This window comes from Clostridium intestinale (assembly GCF_035905475.1).
In the GTDB taxonomy this organism is placed as follows: domain Bacteria; phylum Bacillota; class Clostridia; order Clostridiales; family Clostridiaceae; genus Clostridium_T; species Clostridium_T intestinale.
Window position 1 is genome coordinate 3,037,242 of record NZ_CP121166.1, and the last position, 17,617, is coordinate 3,054,858.

General features: G+C 30.4%; 16 protein-coding genes. 3 read left to right on the forward strand and 13 right to left on the reverse strand.

Annotation, left to right across the window (positions count from 1 at the left end):
* Positions 1-8: 8 nt before the first annotated feature.
* The 3 genes from P8F83_RS15570 to P8F83_RS15580 form a co-directional block, all read right to left on the reverse strand.
* Positions 9-1,778 carry a M3 family oligoendopeptidase gene (locus tag P8F83_RS15570; RefSeq protein ID WP_326511839.1) on the reverse strand — a complete coding sequence of 590 codons (1,770 nt, stop codon included), beginning with the start codon at positions 1,776-1,778 and terminating at the stop codon, positions 9-11.
* Between the two features lie 84 nt (positions 1,779-1,862).
* Positions 1,863-3,089, reverse strand: a complete 1,227-nt coding sequence (locus P8F83_RS15575; protein ID WP_326511840.1) for an ABC transporter permease subunit — start codon at positions 3,087-3,089, stop codon at positions 1,863-1,865.
* Positions 3,089-4,000, reverse strand: a complete 912-nt coding sequence (locus tag P8F83_RS15580; protein WP_326511841.1) for an ABC transporter ATP-binding protein — start codon at positions 3,998-4,000, stop codon at positions 3,089-3,091. The genes P8F83_RS15575 and P8F83_RS15580 overlap by 1 nt, the downstream gene beginning before the upstream one ends.
* A 314-nt stretch (positions 4,001-4,314) precedes the next feature.
* Between P8F83_RS15580 and P8F83_RS15585 the strand changes: the two genes are divergently transcribed.
* Positions 4,315-4,668, forward strand: a complete 354-nt coding sequence (locus P8F83_RS15585; protein ID WP_315110481.1) for a YmaF family protein — start codon at positions 4,315-4,317, stop codon at positions 4,666-4,668.
* Between the two features lie 51 nt (positions 4,669-4,719).
* On the opposite strand, the gene buk is transcribed toward P8F83_RS15585, so the two are convergent.
* The 5 genes from buk to cdaA all read right to left on the reverse strand — a co-directional run bounded on the left by buk (position 4,720) and on the right by cdaA (position 10,600).
* Positions 4,720-5,790, reverse strand: a complete 1,071-nt coding sequence (buk, locus tag P8F83_RS15590; protein ID WP_326511842.1) for a butyrate kinase — start codon at positions 5,788-5,790, stop codon at positions 4,720-4,722.
* A gap of 19 nt (positions 5,791-5,809) precedes the next feature.
* Positions 5,810-6,715 carry a phosphate butyryltransferase gene (ptb, locus tag P8F83_RS15595; RefSeq protein WP_073021406.1) on the reverse strand — a complete coding sequence of 302 codons (906 nt, stop codon included), beginning with the start codon at positions 6,713-6,715 and terminating at the stop codon, positions 5,810-5,812.
* 228 nt (positions 6,716-6,943) lie between these two features.
* Entirely contained in the window at positions 6,944-8,542 is a 1,599-nt protein-coding gene (locus tag P8F83_RS15600) for an NAD(P)/FAD-dependent oxidoreductase (RefSeq protein ID WP_326511843.1), read from the reverse strand.
* Between the two features lie 16 nt (positions 8,543-8,558).
* Positions 8,559-9,776, reverse strand: coding sequence for a CdaR family protein (locus P8F83_RS15605; RefSeq protein WP_326511844.1), 1,218 nt, complete (start codon positions 9,774-9,776; stop codon positions 8,559-8,561).
* Positions 9,743-10,600 carry a diadenylate cyclase CdaA gene (gene cdaA / locus P8F83_RS15610; RefSeq protein WP_073021400.1) on the reverse strand — a complete coding sequence of 286 codons (858 nt, stop codon included), beginning with the start codon at positions 10,598-10,600 and terminating at the stop codon, positions 9,743-9,745. Before cdaA ends, P8F83_RS15605 begins: the two co-directional genes overlap by 34 nt.
* Before the next feature lie 158 nt (positions 10,601-10,758).
* On the opposite strand from cdaA, the gene P8F83_RS15615 reads away from it, so the two are divergent.
* Both P8F83_RS15615 and P8F83_RS15620 read left to right on the forward strand, forming a co-directional pair.
* Entirely contained in the window at positions 10,759-11,670 is a 912-nt protein-coding gene (locus P8F83_RS15615) for a hypothetical protein (protein ID WP_326511845.1), read from the forward strand.
* A 71-nt stretch (positions 11,671-11,741) separates the two neighbouring features.
* On the forward strand, positions 11,742-12,353 hold the full coding sequence (locus P8F83_RS15620) for a cell wall hydrolase (RefSeq protein ID WP_021800209.1): 612 nt from the start codon (positions 11,742-11,744) through the stop codon (positions 12,351-12,353).
* 23 nt (positions 12,354-12,376) lie between these two features.
* On the opposite strand, the gene P8F83_RS15625 is transcribed toward P8F83_RS15620, so the two are convergent.
* From P8F83_RS15625 to P8F83_RS15645, 5 genes are all read right to left on the reverse strand, one after another.
* The gene (locus tag P8F83_RS15625) at positions 12,377-13,234 is read right to left on the reverse strand and encodes an NAD(P)/FAD-dependent oxidoreductase (protein ID WP_326511846.1); all 858 of its coding nucleotides are present in this window, start codon (positions 13,232-13,234) and stop codon (positions 12,377-12,379) included.
* 18 nt (positions 13,235-13,252) lie between these two features.
* The gene (trxA, locus tag P8F83_RS15630; protein ID WP_021800208.1) at positions 13,253-13,564 is read right to left on the reverse strand and encodes a thioredoxin; all 312 of its coding nucleotides are present in this window, start codon (positions 13,562-13,564) and stop codon (positions 13,253-13,255) included.
* An 83-nt stretch (positions 13,565-13,647) separates the two neighbouring features.
* Positions 13,648-14,826 carry a beta-aspartyl-peptidase gene (gene iadA / locus P8F83_RS15635; RefSeq protein ID WP_326511847.1) on the reverse strand — a complete coding sequence of 393 codons (1,179 nt, stop codon included), beginning with the start codon at positions 14,824-14,826 and terminating at the stop codon, positions 13,648-13,650.
* Positions 14,827-14,843: 17 nt separating this feature from the next.
* The gene (locus P8F83_RS15640; protein ID WP_326511848.1) at positions 14,844-16,067 is read right to left on the reverse strand and encodes a tetratricopeptide repeat protein; all 1,224 of its coding nucleotides are present in this window, start codon (positions 16,065-16,067) and stop codon (positions 14,844-14,846) included.
* Positions 16,068-16,232: 165 nt separating this feature from the next.
* A complete protein-coding gene (locus P8F83_RS15645; RefSeq protein ID WP_286909946.1) occupies positions 16,233-17,528 on the reverse strand; it encodes a homoserine dehydrogenase in 1,296 nt (431 codons plus the stop codon).
* Between the last annotated feature and the right edge of the window lie 89 nt (positions 17,529-17,617).

Genomic DNA, 17,617 nt, shown 5'->3' on the forward strand with positions numbered 1-17,617 from the left:
TACACCTCTTAACTTAATTTAATAAATTCCTCAATATCTTCTTCAATAGTTTTAAGGGAGGCTCTCCAAAAATCTATATTTCTTATATCAATGTTCATTACCTTTGTAACATCTGCTAACTTATTTTTTCCTGTAATTGATAAAAGTTCTTCATAAACTTTTGGGAAGTCTTTTCCACTTTTTAGATACTCTGCATAAAGACCTTTTGAGAATAATAATCCAAATGCATAAGGGAAATTATAAAAATTACTATTTGCATAATAATAATGAGGTTTCCAAGTCCACATATAAGGATGTAAATATTCAGGATCTAATCCATCACCATATGCCTCTCTTTGAGCATTTACCATAATTTCTTTAATTTCTTCAGCTGATAATGCTCCATTTTTTCTTCTCTCAAACAATTCACTTTCAAATAAAAATCTTGAATATATATCAACAATTACTTGTGTGCAACCACTTATTTCTGTTTCTAATATAGATAGAGCCTCTTCTTTGCTTCCAGCTTTTATACCAGCTTTCATCACTATTGTTTCACAAAAAGTTGAAGCTGTCTCCGCTATAGGCATAGGATAATCTGCATTAAGTACCGCTTCACCTTTAAGACATTCTCCATGAAAACCGTGACCTAATTCATGCGCCATTGTAACAACGTCATTAAAGGAGTTCCCATAATTTAATAAGAATCTGCTTTCTCCTAGGAAATGAAGATTTTCACAAAAAGCTCCTCCAACCTTACCTTCTTTAGGCATAACATCTATCCAGTTCTTATCGAAAACCATTTTAGCAAAATCAGCTAAATTATCACTAAATGTTCTAAAATTATCTTCAACAAACTTCTTTCCCTTTTCATAAGAAAACTCCATATCAGCATCTGAAATTGGTGCATAAAGTTCATAGAAAGGAAGTCCGTTTTTATATCCTAATAGTTCTGCTTTTTTTCTTAAATACTTTCTGAAAATAGGTAGGGACTCCTTCATAGCTTCAAGCATAGCATTTAAAGACTCTTCATCCATCCTTGAATTAATTAAAGACATTTCTAAAGGTGATTTATATCCTCTTAAATCACTTATAGTTAAAACTTCCCCCTTAATTGCATTTAAGGCCGCAGCTACCCCATCTTCTATCTTTTTATAAGATTCAATCTCAGCTTCATAAGCTGCTTTTCTAACTTCTTTATCTTTATCATGAGCCATGTTTAAAACAACTGTAAGTGGCACTTCTTTCTTTTCACCTTTAATATTCAACTCAACTTTATGATTGGATATTAAAGAATCTTTAAGCTTTAACCATGCATTAGAACCTGTATTTTGCATTTTCGCTATAACTTTCTCTTCTTTTTCACTTAAAATGTACTTGTTCAGCTCAACTTTTTCTTTTAAGAAAAATTCATATTCTTTTAGGAAAGGAGATTTTTCTAGAAGTTCATCTATATTGGATATTTCTCCTATCCATTTCTCTATCTTCGCATCTGATTCAGCCATATTACTTACATTTTGATTAAGTATATCTGAAGCCTTTAGCGCCTCAGTATTTTTAGTATTAACACTTAAAGAAAGCTCTATAAATGATCCTAACTTAAAAAAGAAATTTTTCAAAGAACTTGTTTTGTTTATATATTCATGCAGTTTATCTATTACATTATCATAACTTGTACTTGTATTATTAACCCATGAGTTGTAGTCTTCTATTAATGTATTTGTTTTTTGAAGATCACCTTTAAATTCATTACTTTCAAAAGATGAATATAATTCTTCTAAACTCCAATTTAAACTCATATTTTATTCCTCCTGAATTTCTATAATTATAATTTTTATTATATCATAATTTTATCCAATTATAGAGGAATAAAACCTTACTTATTATATTAATATATCTCTCTTTGTAAATGTAACGTGAGAAATGATGTAGAAAACAATCGTACTTATCAAAAGTAACCCTATACTAAAGCCTATAGTTATATTAGGATTATTATATTGTAATGCAATACGCCCACTTAATATTTGGCCAGCATCACCATAAGTAGTAAATAAATAATGAGAAATTTTCTTCATAGGTGATAGTATTTCTGTAAGTATTTGAATAAGTACAGTTACCGATGTTGTTACTGCCATTGATATCATACTAGTTTTAACTAAAGATGATACTAAAAACACAAATGCACAACATGCTATTATAAATAGTGCCTGCATAAGAAATGTTCTTATAGTAAAATTCCAAAGTGGTATTTGTTCACTCGTTCCAGCTATTTGAACTAAAGGATGCACGCCATCCTGAAGCTGACTCATATCAAATTGATACCTAGCACCAAACATAGTAGGCACTCCTGAATATCCGAACCCTCTTAACAATCCTACTAGTAAAAAGGCAACAATCTCAATAGATAGTATTAAAGTTACACAACTTATTACTACAGCTATAAACTTTGATAATAAAACTTTACCTCTAGATACGGGTTGAATAAGTAAGAACTTCATAGTTGCTGGAGTAAATTCTCCTGATACCATATCACTCATAAATAATGCTATCCCTACAGCTAAAAATATCATCCCCAAGGCCGACATAACTGTATCCATAAAATTAAAGCCTGTTACATCCCATGAATTTATTGGTTTTAAATTGTTGTCCTTATAATAGTTAAGTTTATCTAAATCTGATTGTATGCTTGCTTTATACCTATTGGGAAGAGTTTCATCCTTTAGTTGATTTTTTAAATCATCTATCTGAATATTTAACTCATCTTTCCAGTTATCTTTAATTGTTCCATTATCTATTTGTTTCTTTAATGTATCTATAGTAGTTTTATTCTTTTCTATTTGCTCTTTCATTTGCAATTTCCTTGTTTCTAATGAAACATCTGAACTGGAATTTGAATCTAAATTCTTAAGATCTTCTTCCATCCACTTATTGTTTTCCTCTAGTTGACTTAGTCTACCTTCTGGGGAATTTATTTGATTCATTCTTTTTTCATTAATATAGCTACCAACAAAAAGCATGGCTACAAACGCAACAAATAGTATTGATATTACATATGTCTTTCCTCTACTGAATATTTTTTTTAATTCATTCCTTATTAACGTAAATAGCATTATCTTACTCCTCCTTCAACAAGTTCCATATATCTTTGTTCTAACCCTTTATGTCTCTTATAAACCTCTACTATCTCTATATCTTCCTTGACTAATTGTTGTACAAGTTTAGGAGAATATCCTTTTGGTACTGAAACTACAACTTGATCATCAAATAAGTTAACGCTATTTACAAATTTTAAATCTTTCATTAGATTCATAGCCTTATCATCTGCAGTTGTAACTACAACTAATGTTTCTTTTTCTGTTGCTAATCCATCTTCATTTATTTTTTCTACAGACTTTATCTCTCCTCCATTTATAAAAGCTACCCTATCACATAAATGTTGTACCTCACTTAATATATGAGAAGAAACAAAAACAGACATACCTCTTTCTTTAGCAGCTTTTTTAACTATTTCTCTAAAATCTAATATCCCTGATGGGTCTAATCCATTGGTAGGTTCATCTAAAATCATAAGTTTAGGATTACCAAGTAAAGCCGCTCCGAGCCCTAATCTTTGTTTCATTCCTAAAGAATATTTCTTAACTTTATCCTCTATTCTAGTTCCCAAACCTATTAGGTCTATTATTTCATCTACTTCTTTTTTAGGTATTTTTCTTATTCTAGCTATCTGCATTAAGTTTTCTCTTCCTGATAAATACCCATATAGCTCTGGATTTTCAACTACAGCTCCTAGGTTAGCTAAAGCCTTTTCTCTTTCTTTTTGTATATCATGTCCTGTTATAATTATATGCCCTTCATTTGGCGCTATAAGACCTACAAGCATCCTTATAGTAGTTGTTTTACCTGCTCCATTTGGTCCTAGAAACCCAAATATCTCTCCTTCTTCTACCTCAAAAGAAATATCTTTTATTATTTCTCTTTTTCCTAATCTTTTTTTAAGATTCTTTACTTCTAAAACTTTCATATTTTCCTCCCTGTATATAAAATCTAATAAAATTAATAGTTCATTAATAATGTTACCCTTAATTTCTTTCAATATAGTTATTAATATCTTAACTTTTTCTTATTTGCTTATTAATAAATACTTACAGTATCTTTATTAGATATATCTTTCAACATATTGTGACATGATTCATATAATATATTACTGAACAATGGAGGTGTGCCATGATTAATAATACAATTTCAGATTTTATGAATTCTTTAGACGATTTTTCTGATTTACAAGATAGTAATTGTGATTGCAAGAGAAAGAAATGTAAACCTAAGTGCTTTAAGATATGCGAATGTGATTGTGAAGATAAATGCGAAGATAAATGTGAGAGACAAAGACATGTTCATGAATTTTTGGGAAGTACTAGACTAGCTAACTATGTTGGTGGTGTTCATAACCATCGTTTTGCAGGGGTTACTAGTCAAGCTATTCCTTATGGAAATTCACATGTTCATAAGATTTCTGTTAATACAGACTATTTTTCTGATCACTTTCATGGTATCTGTGTAGTTACCGGTCCAGCTATAGATGTAGGTGGAGGAAAGCATGTACATCTAGTTCAAGGATTTACAACTGTATCAGAATGCCATAAGCATAGTTTTATATTTACTACTCTAATAGAAAACCCTATACAATAAAAATTTAAAAGAGGTTTTCTGCATTTTTGCAGAAAACCTCCTCATTTTATATTATTTATATTCTTTTGCTTTTTCTTCGTTATCTAATACTCTTATAGTCCCTTGAGCTAAGGCTAAAAGTTCATCTTCTCCTGGATAAACTACTATTGGAGCTATCCAACTTGCTTTTTTAGTTACATCCCTAACTATATCCTTACTATACGCTATTCCTCCAGTTAGAATAATAGCATCCACTTTTCCATCAAGTACAACTGCATATTCACCTATTGCTTTACAAACTTGATATGCAAAAGCATTATATATAGCTGTAGATTTTTCGTCACCAGCTTTAACAGCATCCTCTACTACTCTAGCATCATTAGTGTCTAGATATGCTACATACCCACCATTACCTACTATTTTCTTATAAATTTCTGCTTGTGTATACTTTCCACTGAAGCATAGTTTTATTAAGTCTCCAGCTGGAGTAGACCCAGCTCTTTCTGGAGAGAATGGACCTTCTCCATCTAATGCATTATTTACATCTATAATTCTACCAGCTTTATGAGCACCTACAGATACTCCTCCACCCATATGAACTACTACTAAGTTAACATCTTCATAAGCTTTTCCTTGCTCTTTTGCATATCTTTTAGCTACGGCTTTTTGATTTAAAGCATGGAATATTGATTTTCTTGGTAGTTCTGGAACTCCTGAAAATCTTGCTACGTCCTCTAATTCATCAACGACAACCGGATCAACTATAAATGCTCTTACCCCGACTTCTTTTGCTATTTCATTAGCTAATATAGCTCCTAAGTTAGAAGCATGTTGTCCATATTTAGCTAGCTTTAAATCTTCAAGTAAAGCTTCATTTACTTCATAAGTACCACCTGGAATAGGCTTAAGCATTCCACCTCTTCCTACTATAGCACTTAAAGTTTCTATATCAAAATTATTTTCTTTTAATGCTTCAAGTATTATTCCTTTTCTAAAATCTTTTTGAGCATATATTGATTCATATTTACCTATTTCTTCTGCAGAATGTCTTAGTGTTTTCTCAAAAACTTCTTTTTCATTTTCATAAACACCTATTTTAGTTGAAGTAGAACCAGGATTTATTATTAGTAATTTATAAGCCATGATAGCATCTCCCTTATAATTATTTACTTTCTGCTACTAATGCAGCTAAAGCTATTGAATTAACTTTAGTTTCAACAGAGTCTGCTCTAGAAGTTAATATAACTGGTGATGAAGTTCCTACTAAACAGCCCCCATTTCTTGAGTGAGATAGATATGTTAAGCATTTATACATAACATTTGCTGTTTCTATATCTGGAAGCAAAAATACATCTGCTTTTCCTGCTACTGGACTATTTATATTCTTATGCTGAGCCGCTTCCTCTGAAAGTGCATTATCAAGTGCTAAAGGACCATCAACTATACATCCCTTAATTTGTCCTCTTTCACTCATTTTTGATAACATAGCCGCATCTACAGTTGCTTTCATATCGGTATTAACTACTTCAACTGCACATATTGGTGCAACCTTAGGTACTTCTATGCCACATGCATGAGCCACCTTAACTGAATTGTTTATTATATCAACTTTTGCTTTTAAATCTGGGTAAGTATTAAATGCTGCATCTGTTAAAAATAAAAGTCTATCAAACTTATCTATATCAAAAACAGCTACATGAGACATTAATTTACCCGTTCTTAATCCAACCTCTTTATTTAAAACACTTCTTAAAAAAGTTGCTGTATCTACTAATCCTTTCATAAGCATATCCGCTCTACCTGTAGAAACTAACTGAACTGCAAATAAAGCTGCTTTTTTTGCATCTGCTTCGTGGATAATTTCAAATTTAGTTAAATCCATATCTAACGTTTTAGCTATTTTTTCAATTTTACCCTTATCTCCAACTAATATAGCATCTGCAATTCCTTGCTCTTTAGCAACTTTTATAGCTTCAAGTACTGGTTCATCTTGAGCTACAGCTACAGCTACTTTTTTTCTGCTTACACTTTGTAATTTTGATAATAATTCATCAAAGTTTTTGCTCATGTATTACACCTCTTTTATAAATTTATTAATATTTCAATGTTTTATTAGCATTTTTTAGAATATTATTAATTATAATCCATATTTATTGTTAATTTTATAACAATAAAGAGTAAAATTTTTTCCTATCTCTATTCTATCAGAAAAAAATACTAAAGCTCCTTTTTTCAGAATATTTAAATTAATCTTTTTTAACTAGGCAATTAATTTTTACTAATTGCCTAGTTAATATTAAATTGGCTTAAACTCTTTAATTATATTCTCAGCGGCTTTTATTCCATCTACAGCTGCTGATACTATTCCACCAGCAAAACCGGCACCTTCTCCTGTTGGATATAGACCTTCTACAGATACACTTTCAAGTTTTTCGTTTCTTTTCATCCTAACAGGTGCTGATGTTCTAGTTTCAATACCTGTCATCACAGCATCTTTATCTCCAAAACCTTTTATCTTTCTATCAAAAGCCGTTAATCCTTCTTTCAATCCCTCAATAACATAACTTGGTAGACATTTACTCATATCTGTTAGTTCATAACCTGGCTTGTAGCTAGGTTTAACATTTCCAATAAGTTTTGATCTTTCTCCTCTTAAGAAATCTCCCACTAATTGTACTGGAGCTATGTAATCCCCGCCACCAGCCTCGTAAGCTAGTTGTTCATATTTTCTTTGAAATTCTATTCCTGATAAAGGCGATTTTGTATCAAAGTCTTCTGGTCCTACTGTCACAACAATAGCCGAATTTGCATTTTCTTCACTTCTAGAATTATAACTCATACCATTAGTAACTAATCTATTTTCCTCAGAAGCTGTTGCAACAACTAACCCTCCCGGACACATGCAGAAAGAATATACCCCTCTTCCTGTTTTTTCACCTTTATGTGTTAATCTATATTCAGCTGCCTTTAATCTTGGATGTCCAGCGTATTTACCATATTGATTCCTATCTATAAGCTCTTGAGGATGCTCAACTCTCACCCCTATTGCAAAAGGTTTTTGTTCCATGTCAACACCTATTTTATGAAGCATTTCGTAAGTATCTCTTGAGCTATGTCCTATTGCAAGTATCAATCTTTCACAAGGTATAATATCCTCATTTACTTTTATAGCTTTAACTTTTCCATTTTCTATTGTTATATCTTTAAGTAGTGAGTTAAAATGAACTTCTCCACCTAACTCTATAATTTCATTTCTTATTTTCTCAACAACCTTCTTCAATACATCTGTCCCTACATGAGGTTTAGCTTTATATAAAATCTCCTCTGAAGCTCCACCTTTAACCAATGCCTGCAATACATAATCACATCTGTAATCTTTTATTCTTGTAGTTAATTTTCCGTCTGAGAATGTTCCTGCTCCACCTTCTCCAAATTGAACATTAGATTCTTTGTTTAATATTCCCTTTTCCCAAAATAGTTCTACAGTTTTGCTTCTTTTATTAACTTCTTCTCCACGTTCAAACACGATAGGCTTATATCCATTTCTAGCTAATAAAAGTGCTCCAAACAAACCAGCTGGTCCCATTCCTATAACTACAGGTCTATTTTTTAGCTTTTTATCACCAATACTTAAATTATCACTATAGTCCATATCCTCTAGCTTTACATCTTTATCTTTAAGCTTGTTTACAATTGACCTCTCATTTTCTATTTCTACATCTATACAATAATTAAATTTTATTAAATCTTTTTTTCTAGCATCAATTGATTCTTTCACTATTTTTATTTCTGGTACATCACTTAAAGGTATATTTAATTTTTTAGCCACCTTTTTTTTTAATAATGAAGTATCCTCTTCTATATTTAAGCTTAAATTATTTATCCTAATTGACATATTTCCTCCTCTAAAACTACTGTTCTTTTTTTGTTATAGTAGCTTTAACTTTATCATTAGATGTTATAGTTATATTCTCTATTGAATTATCAAAAGTTATCTTAGGTGAAATATCATAACTTCCTTCTATTAAAGAAGTCAAATCAACCTCTCCTTTAAACATATTAACATTTACCTTGTTTACGCTGCTCTCATTACCTTTTACAGTTACCTTAACCTCAGTTTTACTTAAAGCCGAATTATAATTATCTCCTAATCCTTTAGTAATTAGCGAAACCGAAAAATCCTTAGAGATTATCTTCTCTACTTCCACATTTACAGATATAGTATTATCTACACTCTGTACACCTTCTGGTAGACTTAACTTTACGCTAATATCTGTTGTGGTAGTTATTTTAGATAAATCTATAGCTTCAGTATACACTTCAGATATTTTATCAGTTATGTCTTTATCTCCTTTTAACTCTATATAGGTTTTAGAAGGAGTTATAGCTTTTATTGCCAAGTCACTCCTTAGTTGCCCTGAAGTTTTAATGCTTACTTTAGCTGGCTTTAACTGCCTTACTGGAACAGTTATATCAACTGTAGATGGTTGAATAATTACATTTTCGACTACTTTATTTTCATCATCTACAGCTTTTAGCTGTACCGTAGAGAGTAAATCAGAATCTAAACTTTTAAACTCTCCTTTAGCTACTACATTTTGAACTGAATTAACATATTCTGCTGGTCCAGATATATTTACCTTGTTATAAGACAAGGTAGTTTCCCCTAAATAATATCCACTTTTAGCTGTTAATGTTAACTCCTGCTTTATTGATACACTTCTAGTCTGAAGCTCATCAATCACTATATTTACTTTTAAATTACTACTTTTTTTAATATTTATATTATCTGGATAATCTACTATCTCTACAGGTACGCTGTTTTCACCCTTTTTAAGTACATAATCTCCTAAATCTACGGTTATTTTAAACTGATCTCTCTTTACAGAATAAAGCTCTGATCTAGGTCCCTCCAGCTTCAAGTCTACATAAACAACTTGATTTGGAGATAAAGTTAAACCTGAGTTATTAAGTGCTGTTTCATTTATTAGTTCAACAGGTACCTTATCTAGATTATAGGTGGTGACAGGATTTTCTACATTTGATATGTAAAGCCATAATCCGAAGGAAAGTACTAAACAAATTAGTTGTATTATTATTTGTCGTTTTTTACTACTTTTCTGATCCATACTTTCACCCTTTCTCCTGCTGTTTTAACTCGTTTACTCTGTTTATTTTCTATTACCTTACCTAAAATAGTCCTTAATTTTTCTTTATCATAATTTCTAGTTAATCTTCCATTGATAGCTAAGGAGATAGTACCAGTCTCTTCCGATACTATTATTATTATTGCATCACAAATTTCAGATAATCCTATTGCTGCTCTATGTCTTGTTCCTAATTTCTTATTAATATCATTATTTGAGGTTAGCGGTAAAACACATCCAGATGCAACTATTCTACTATTTTTAATAATTGTAGCACCATCATGTAGTGGAGTGTTAACTACAAAGATATTTTCAAGCATAGCTGATGAAACCAATCCATCTATCCTAGTTCCACTGGCCATAAAGTCTCCTAAGCCTGTACTTTGTTCAATTACAATCAAAGCTCCTGTTTTAGTTTTTGCTAATGCATCTACTGCAATAACTACTTCATTTATAGTTTTATTTATTTCTTCTTTATCTTGTACTGTATGAATATCATCAAACGCACTTCTTCCCAAATGCTCTAAAGCTCTTCTTATTTCAGGTTGAAATATTATTACTATTGTTAATACTCCAATAGTAATAGTTTTATTCAAAATAACATATAACATATTCAATCTAAGTACATAGCTAATAGGAATAAGTACAACTATAAATAGTATTCCTTTCAAAAGCTGCTCAGCTCTAGTATCTTTAATAAGCATATAAGATTTATAGAATATATACGCTACTACTAGAATATCTAAAACGGACCAAACTGATATATTTTTAATTGTATTAATAGTTAAATTTATGAACTCGTTCAAACTCTTCACCTCCAGCTAACCCTTATGTATATCTTAGATTATACACCAATTTTTACATTCTTAGTATCATTCCTGTCACAAATTTGTATAAAGTAATCATTAAATCAATAGGATTAACATAATATTAAATATACTTATTATAGAAATGGGGGATTTAAATGAAAATTAAAAATAATCTTCATTATATTATTCTTATAATCGTTTTGTTTATGCTTGTTACTTATATAGGATTTGATTATTTTTCTAAATCTAAAAACACTACATTGATACCATCTACTATTTCATCAATTAACAACTCCTATAATGATTTAGATGGAGTTAATTATGACTTTGATAATATCGTTGAAATATGTAAAGAAAACTTAAATGCGATTAGTTCTTTAAAAGCTAAGGATAGCAACTATTCAGAACTACTTAACAATTATAACTCTTACTTTACTAGTTTTATATCACTAAAAGATAACAAAAATCCTACTTCTAATTATATTATCGTACTAAATTCATTATTAGAAACCCTTGAAGACATTAAAAGTTATTATTCAAACGATGATACTTCTTCTACTATAAAAAATTTTCAATCTTTTTATAAATACAATAGAACTTTTTTACTTAAAGAGCTTGATGCTGCTAAAAAATCTCTTAATGCTGAGATTACTAATTCTATAACCACCAATTACTCTAATTCCATGAATAAATTTTATTCAACCTTATCAGCAATATGTCAGAACTTAACACCGGCTCTCCAAAGATGTTATGATAACAAATCAACTGTAGATAATATACTTAATGATGTTTATATAAAACAGGCTGATATTAAAACATTAAAGGAAGAAATAACAAAAGTATCTATACCTCCAGAACATTATTCAAGTTTTGAAGGGCTACAAGAGTTAGTAAAATTATGTGACATATATTTAGAATCCATGAGAGAGGTATTGGTTGCAGAATCTTCTTCCCCTTCTTATGATAAGGAACTTAAAGACATATATGAAAATCCATTTTCAAAATATGATGACTTAACTATAAGACTTTCCGAATACAGAGAAAGTAATTCTCCTATAATCAAATAAATTTTATGTATTAATATCTTTTTTTGGGTTAAACTACCTTAGAACAGGGTTTATCCAAAAGGAGGAGAAATATGAAGAAATTCTATTTATTTTTATTCTTCTTTTTAACCTTTTTCTTTTTTTTAGGTGGTTACAGGGCATATTCTGTAGAGAAAATAGTCCCTAAGGATTTGACCAACAATATAAGTCTTATGGATATTGACAGCATAAATGGGGAGAGAAGATTATTAACCATTAATAAAAATGAGACTAAAGATTTATACAAGGAAAAAGAAGAAGTTGTTGAAGTTTTTTCTTACAACAACAAAACTCTGTATATTACAGAAGACGACTTAAATTTAATGGCTAAAATTGTTCATGCGGAATCAAAAGGGGAACCTCAGCAGGGTAAAATTGCAGTTGCATCTGTAATTTTAAACAGAGTAACTGACCCTAAATTTCCGGACACTATAAGAGAAGTCATAATGCAAAAAAATGCATTCTCTTGTGTTGTAAATGGAGAGATTAATGTAACTCCTAATGAGGCATCATACGCTGCTGTTTACGATGCTATTAAAGGAGTGGATCCAACAAACGAAGCCTTGTTCTTCTACAATCCATCCATAGCTACTTGTAGTTGGATGAAGAATGTAGAAAAGAAAAAAGTAACTAATATCGGACATCATGTTTTCTTCTGTACTTAAAAAAGGTCGCTTATAGCGACCTTTTACAATTTACTTACATATGAAACTGCATTAAGCGCAGCTATCAAACCTTCTCCAGCAGCTTTTATATACTGGTGTGGTCTTCCTACACAGTCACCTGCTGCAAAACATCCCTTTAAGTTTGTAGCCATATTCCTATCAACTTTAATATGTCCTTCTTCAACTTCTAATCCAGGAACTAATTGATCTGGAGATATAGCATCTCTTAAAAAGAATATTCCATCGGTTATGATTTCTCTATTTTTAAGTTTAAGTTTCTCTACTTTACCTTCTCCTATAACCTGCTCAGGAGTATCAAATACAACTTCTACTTTTTCACTTAATGCATAAACTCCTTTATACATAGGTATATAATAAACTTTTGAAGCCAGCTCACTTACATAATTAGCTTCTTCTTCACTTTCAGTATTATACCCCACTATGGTAACAACTTTTCCTTTATACAAAGGAGCATCACAGGTCGCACAATATCCAACACCCTTGCCTAATAGATTTTCTTCTCCATCAATAGGTTTAGTATATTCCACACCTGTAGCTAAAATTACAGAACTAGCTTCATAAATCTTATCATTTACCATTAGTGCATAATAATCTCCCATAGCATATATGTTATTGACTCTTTCATAATTAATACTTATGTGCATTTCTTTAATATGCTTTTCAAAAGAATCCTTAAGTTCTGTACCTTTTATGCCTGGAAGTCCTAAATAGTTATTTATTTTAGGAGCTTTAGTAAGCTTCGTACTAAACTCCTTATTTCCAAATATTATAAAATTTTTATTTCTAATTTTGGCATTTATAGCAGCTGAAAGCCCTGCAGGACCAGTTCCAACAATAGCTATATCATATCTCTCACTCATAATATATCTCCCAACATATTAAATGTGTTTTTTAAGTTCAGCTGCAAGAACCTCTTTAGGTTTAAAACCAGTTATAGAGTTAACTAATTCTCCACTTTTAAATACCTTTAGAGTTGGTATTGTTGTTACTCCATACTCGTTAGCTAAAGCTGGATTCTTATCAACATCTAGTTTTACGAACTTTACAGCATCCATATCTTGAGAAAGAGAGTCTAATACAGGAGCTAGCATCTTACATGGACCACACCAAGTTGCCCAAAAATCTACTACCACAACTCCATCGTGTTCTTTAACCTCTTCATTAAAATTATTTACATCTACTTGTAACATATTTATACCTCCTTATACCCCCTTAGGGTATTATATGGTATTAATTATAGATTTAGTTTTTCTATTTGTCAACAAAATATATATCAGCTCTTTTCAAAGGTTCCTTTGATTAACACCTCTTTATTTTTCATTAATATCTTTCCCTTGGCTATAACAGTATCTATGTCTAAATTATCTTTATCTAAAAGAAGAATATCTGCATCTTTGCCTTTTTCTATAAGTCCTTTATTTTCTAATTTTAAGATATGTGCTACATTAGAAGTAACTACTTGAAGCACATCTTCCAACGATAATTTTTCTATTAATACAGCATCTTTGAATTCCCTATATAATGATTCTGGTAAACATATCCCTACACCTATTATTTGATGCTTTTCATCAAATACTGGTAAGCTACCATTACCATCAGAAGAGAAACTTATTTGTTTTAAAGGCACTCCCTCACTTAGCATTCTTTTAAGTCCGTTACTTGCCTTTACCTCATCTTGTTCTAGGTGTTCAGGATCAGAGGCTGTGGTTAAATCTACATATCCACCATCTTTAGCATATTTTATAGCCTCTTTAAAAAGTTTCTCATTTCTATTAACATGAGTTGGAAGTAATTGCTCTAAAGGTATGTCACCCTCTTCTTTTACTCTGAAAAGATAGTTCATCTTATTATTTCCATTACCTAAGTGTATATTTACAATTCCTGCTTTACCAGATAAAAGTCCGCCTACTCTAGTATCTGCAACTACCCTTATAAATTCACTATACGTAGCTTGAGAACTTCTACTATCACTTATAGCAACTTCTCCAACTCCTATAACCTTTTGAAGAAGAATTATATCATTCTTAATACTATCTGTAGCTGTAATAACAGGTATATCATAAGATCCTGTATAACAATATGTTGTTATACCTTCTTCCTCTAAAGCATAAGCCTTAGCGAGAAGTGCTTTTAAGTTTCTAGTGATTCCATCCGTTCCTATACATCCAACTACAGTGGTGGTTCCAGCTTTTATAAATTCACTTAAAGATATTTCTGGAGTTCTGCTTTTAAATCCATCTTCCCCACCAGCTCCCATTATATGTACATGAGAGTCAATAAATCCTGGAACAGCTACAAAGCCTTCTCCATCTATAACATCAATTTCTAAAAAATCCTTTGGAATTTTAATGCTATCATAAATCCCTTCAATTTTGTCATTGGCAAGTACTATAATTTTCCTACCTTCATATTTTGGTGCATATAGCTCTACATTCTTTATGATTTTTATCATTGATGTACCTCCTAAAACTATTGTCCTAATATTTCCTTAATATTAGAGTTATTATACATGGAGTTACTGTATGTATCTTTAATAATTTGAGCATATTTTTTACTTTCTTCCTTATTTATATCTTTGTTTATCATCGCTAATTTATACGTTACCTCAGCCCTATACTCACCATCTGCAAATTCATTTAAGTAATACTTATATTGCTCTATTGCTTTATCATACTCCTCCATCTTTTCATAACAAGAAGCTATCATATAAGCAACATGGGGTCTTAAATAATTCCCCTCACTTATACTGTACGCTTTCTCATATTCTTTTATAGCATTCCCAAAATCTTTAGATTTAAATAATGTATTTCCTTTATCATAAAAATGTTTTACTCCCTCTAAATCTAACAATTCTTTAGATTGACTATATAACTTCTTTTGATTTGTATCCAAAGTGTTTTTATCTACATCTTTGATAAATTCACCAATTTTTTCGTAATCCTTGCTAGATATATAACTCTTTAAATCATCCCAATTCTTAACAGTCAATTCCTTTTTAACTAATTCATCAATTTTTGCATCATTTTCTTTTTGTTCAGCACTTTCATTAATAGTTATATCACTGCTTGTATTATCTTTCCCTTTAATCATTGAACTTATGGGCTTTATTAATACCACTATTGCTAATACAACTACTAACGAAGCTCCTATAACTATTTTTTGCTTTTGAGTAACCTTTGGTTTTTCTTCTGGGAAATCAGCTATCTCCTTTTTTAATTCCTTTAACTCTTCATTATTTCTATCTTTTTCTGCAACTTTTATTAAATGAAATTTAGCTTTATCTTGTTCACCTAGTTTAAGATAACATTTAGCTATTAATATGTTTACATTTATAAAATTAAAGTCACTTTCTCTACATTCTTCTAAAATTTCTAAAGCTTCTTTGATTTTTGTTTTATTAAATAAGGAATTTGCTTGAACATGCATCTCTAATTTATTAGAATCTTCCTCTAAAGAAATTAAATATTTTTTAGCAGTTTCATCGTCATTAAAATCCTTACATATTTTCCAGGTAGCTTTAGCACCTTCATAATCACCTTCTATATATAACAATAATCCTTTTAAATTAATTAATGCAGCATTCGATAGCCCTAATGACATACCTATTTCACATACATCTAAAGCCTTTTCTAAGTTACCATTTGAATAATGTTTCATCGCTCTATTATAAAGTTTACTTCCTTCATTTTTCATTATTAACATCACCTCAACATATTTCTACATAAAATTATATCATATATAAAAAACTAGATGGTTAACAAAATGAAAAACATTGTAGGAAATTTAAGGATTATATAATAAAACATCACAAAAAAGAGCTTTATATCTATATTATTGATACAAAGCTCTTTAAATATATTATTTACTATTAAAACTTTCTATTCTAAGTATATTATCCACACTTTCCAAAGAGTCTAACTCCTTTATTCTATCTACGGAATTCATTAAATCTCCCTCTTTAGTATGGTGAGTTATTATAACTAATGAAGCACTATCTGCTTCTCTTTCTCTTTGAATGATTGATCTCATACTTACATTATTTTTACCAAAGATAGTAGTTATATCTCCTAATACTCCTGGTTTATCTTTTACTGTTATTCTTAAATAATATCTTCTATTAACCTCTGACATAGGTTTAAGGTTTCTTTCCCATAAATTATTCTTTATAGCAGAATAATTTTCTAGATTGCTTTCATTTCTTAATACAGAAAGTATATCCCCAACCACAGCTGAACCGGTCGGTAAATCTCCTGCTCCTCTTCCATAAAGCATTAAATCTCCTACTGCATTTCCTTTAATGAATATAGCATTAAAAGAATCATAAACATTTGCTAGTGGATGAGTTTTAGGTATAAGTGTTGGATGTACTCTTAGTTCTAATTCTCCATTTACATCTTTAGCAATAGCTAAAAGCTTTATTACAAAACCTAATTCCTTAGCATATTTTATATCCATAGAATTTATTTTAGTAATTCCTTCTCTATAGATATCTTCATATCTTATTTTTGTTCCAAAGGCTAAAGATGATATTATAGCTAATTTATAAGTTGCATCATATGCTTCTATGTCCGATGTTGGGTCTGCTTCTGCATAGCCCTTTTCTTGAGCTTCTTTTAAAGCATCATCAAAATCCATATCTTCCAGTTCCATTTTAGATAATATATAGTTAGTTGTTCCGTTAACTATTCCATAAATTTGTTCAATTTTATTTGCAGCTAAACTTTCATTAACACCTTGAATTATAGGAATTCCGCCTGCTACAGAAGCTTCATAATAGAACATAACGCCTTCTCTATCTGCTGCCTCAAAAAGTTCTTCTCCTTCAGTTGCTAATACCATTTTGTTAGCTGTAACTACATGTTTTTTCTTACTCATCGCCTCAAGCATATATTCTTTGGCAGGATTTACTCCTCCCATAAGCTCTACAACTATTTTTATTTCTTTATCTTCTACTATATCAGAGTAATTTGTTGTAAGTATTTCTTCTGGAACCTCTACCCCTCTAGCCTTATCTTTATCTCTAACTAGAATCTTAGAAATTTCCACATCATAACCAGAACGCTTTCTTATCTCTTCTCCGTTCTCGTTAATTATATTCCAAACTCCTCTTCCTACATTACCTAAACCTAATAAGGCAATCTTTATCTTTTTCATTACGCTCCCCCTTTTTATTTAATAAAACACCCCAATGAAATAAATAAAAAGTCAAATATAAATTATATTATATCTATATTTTAAATAAA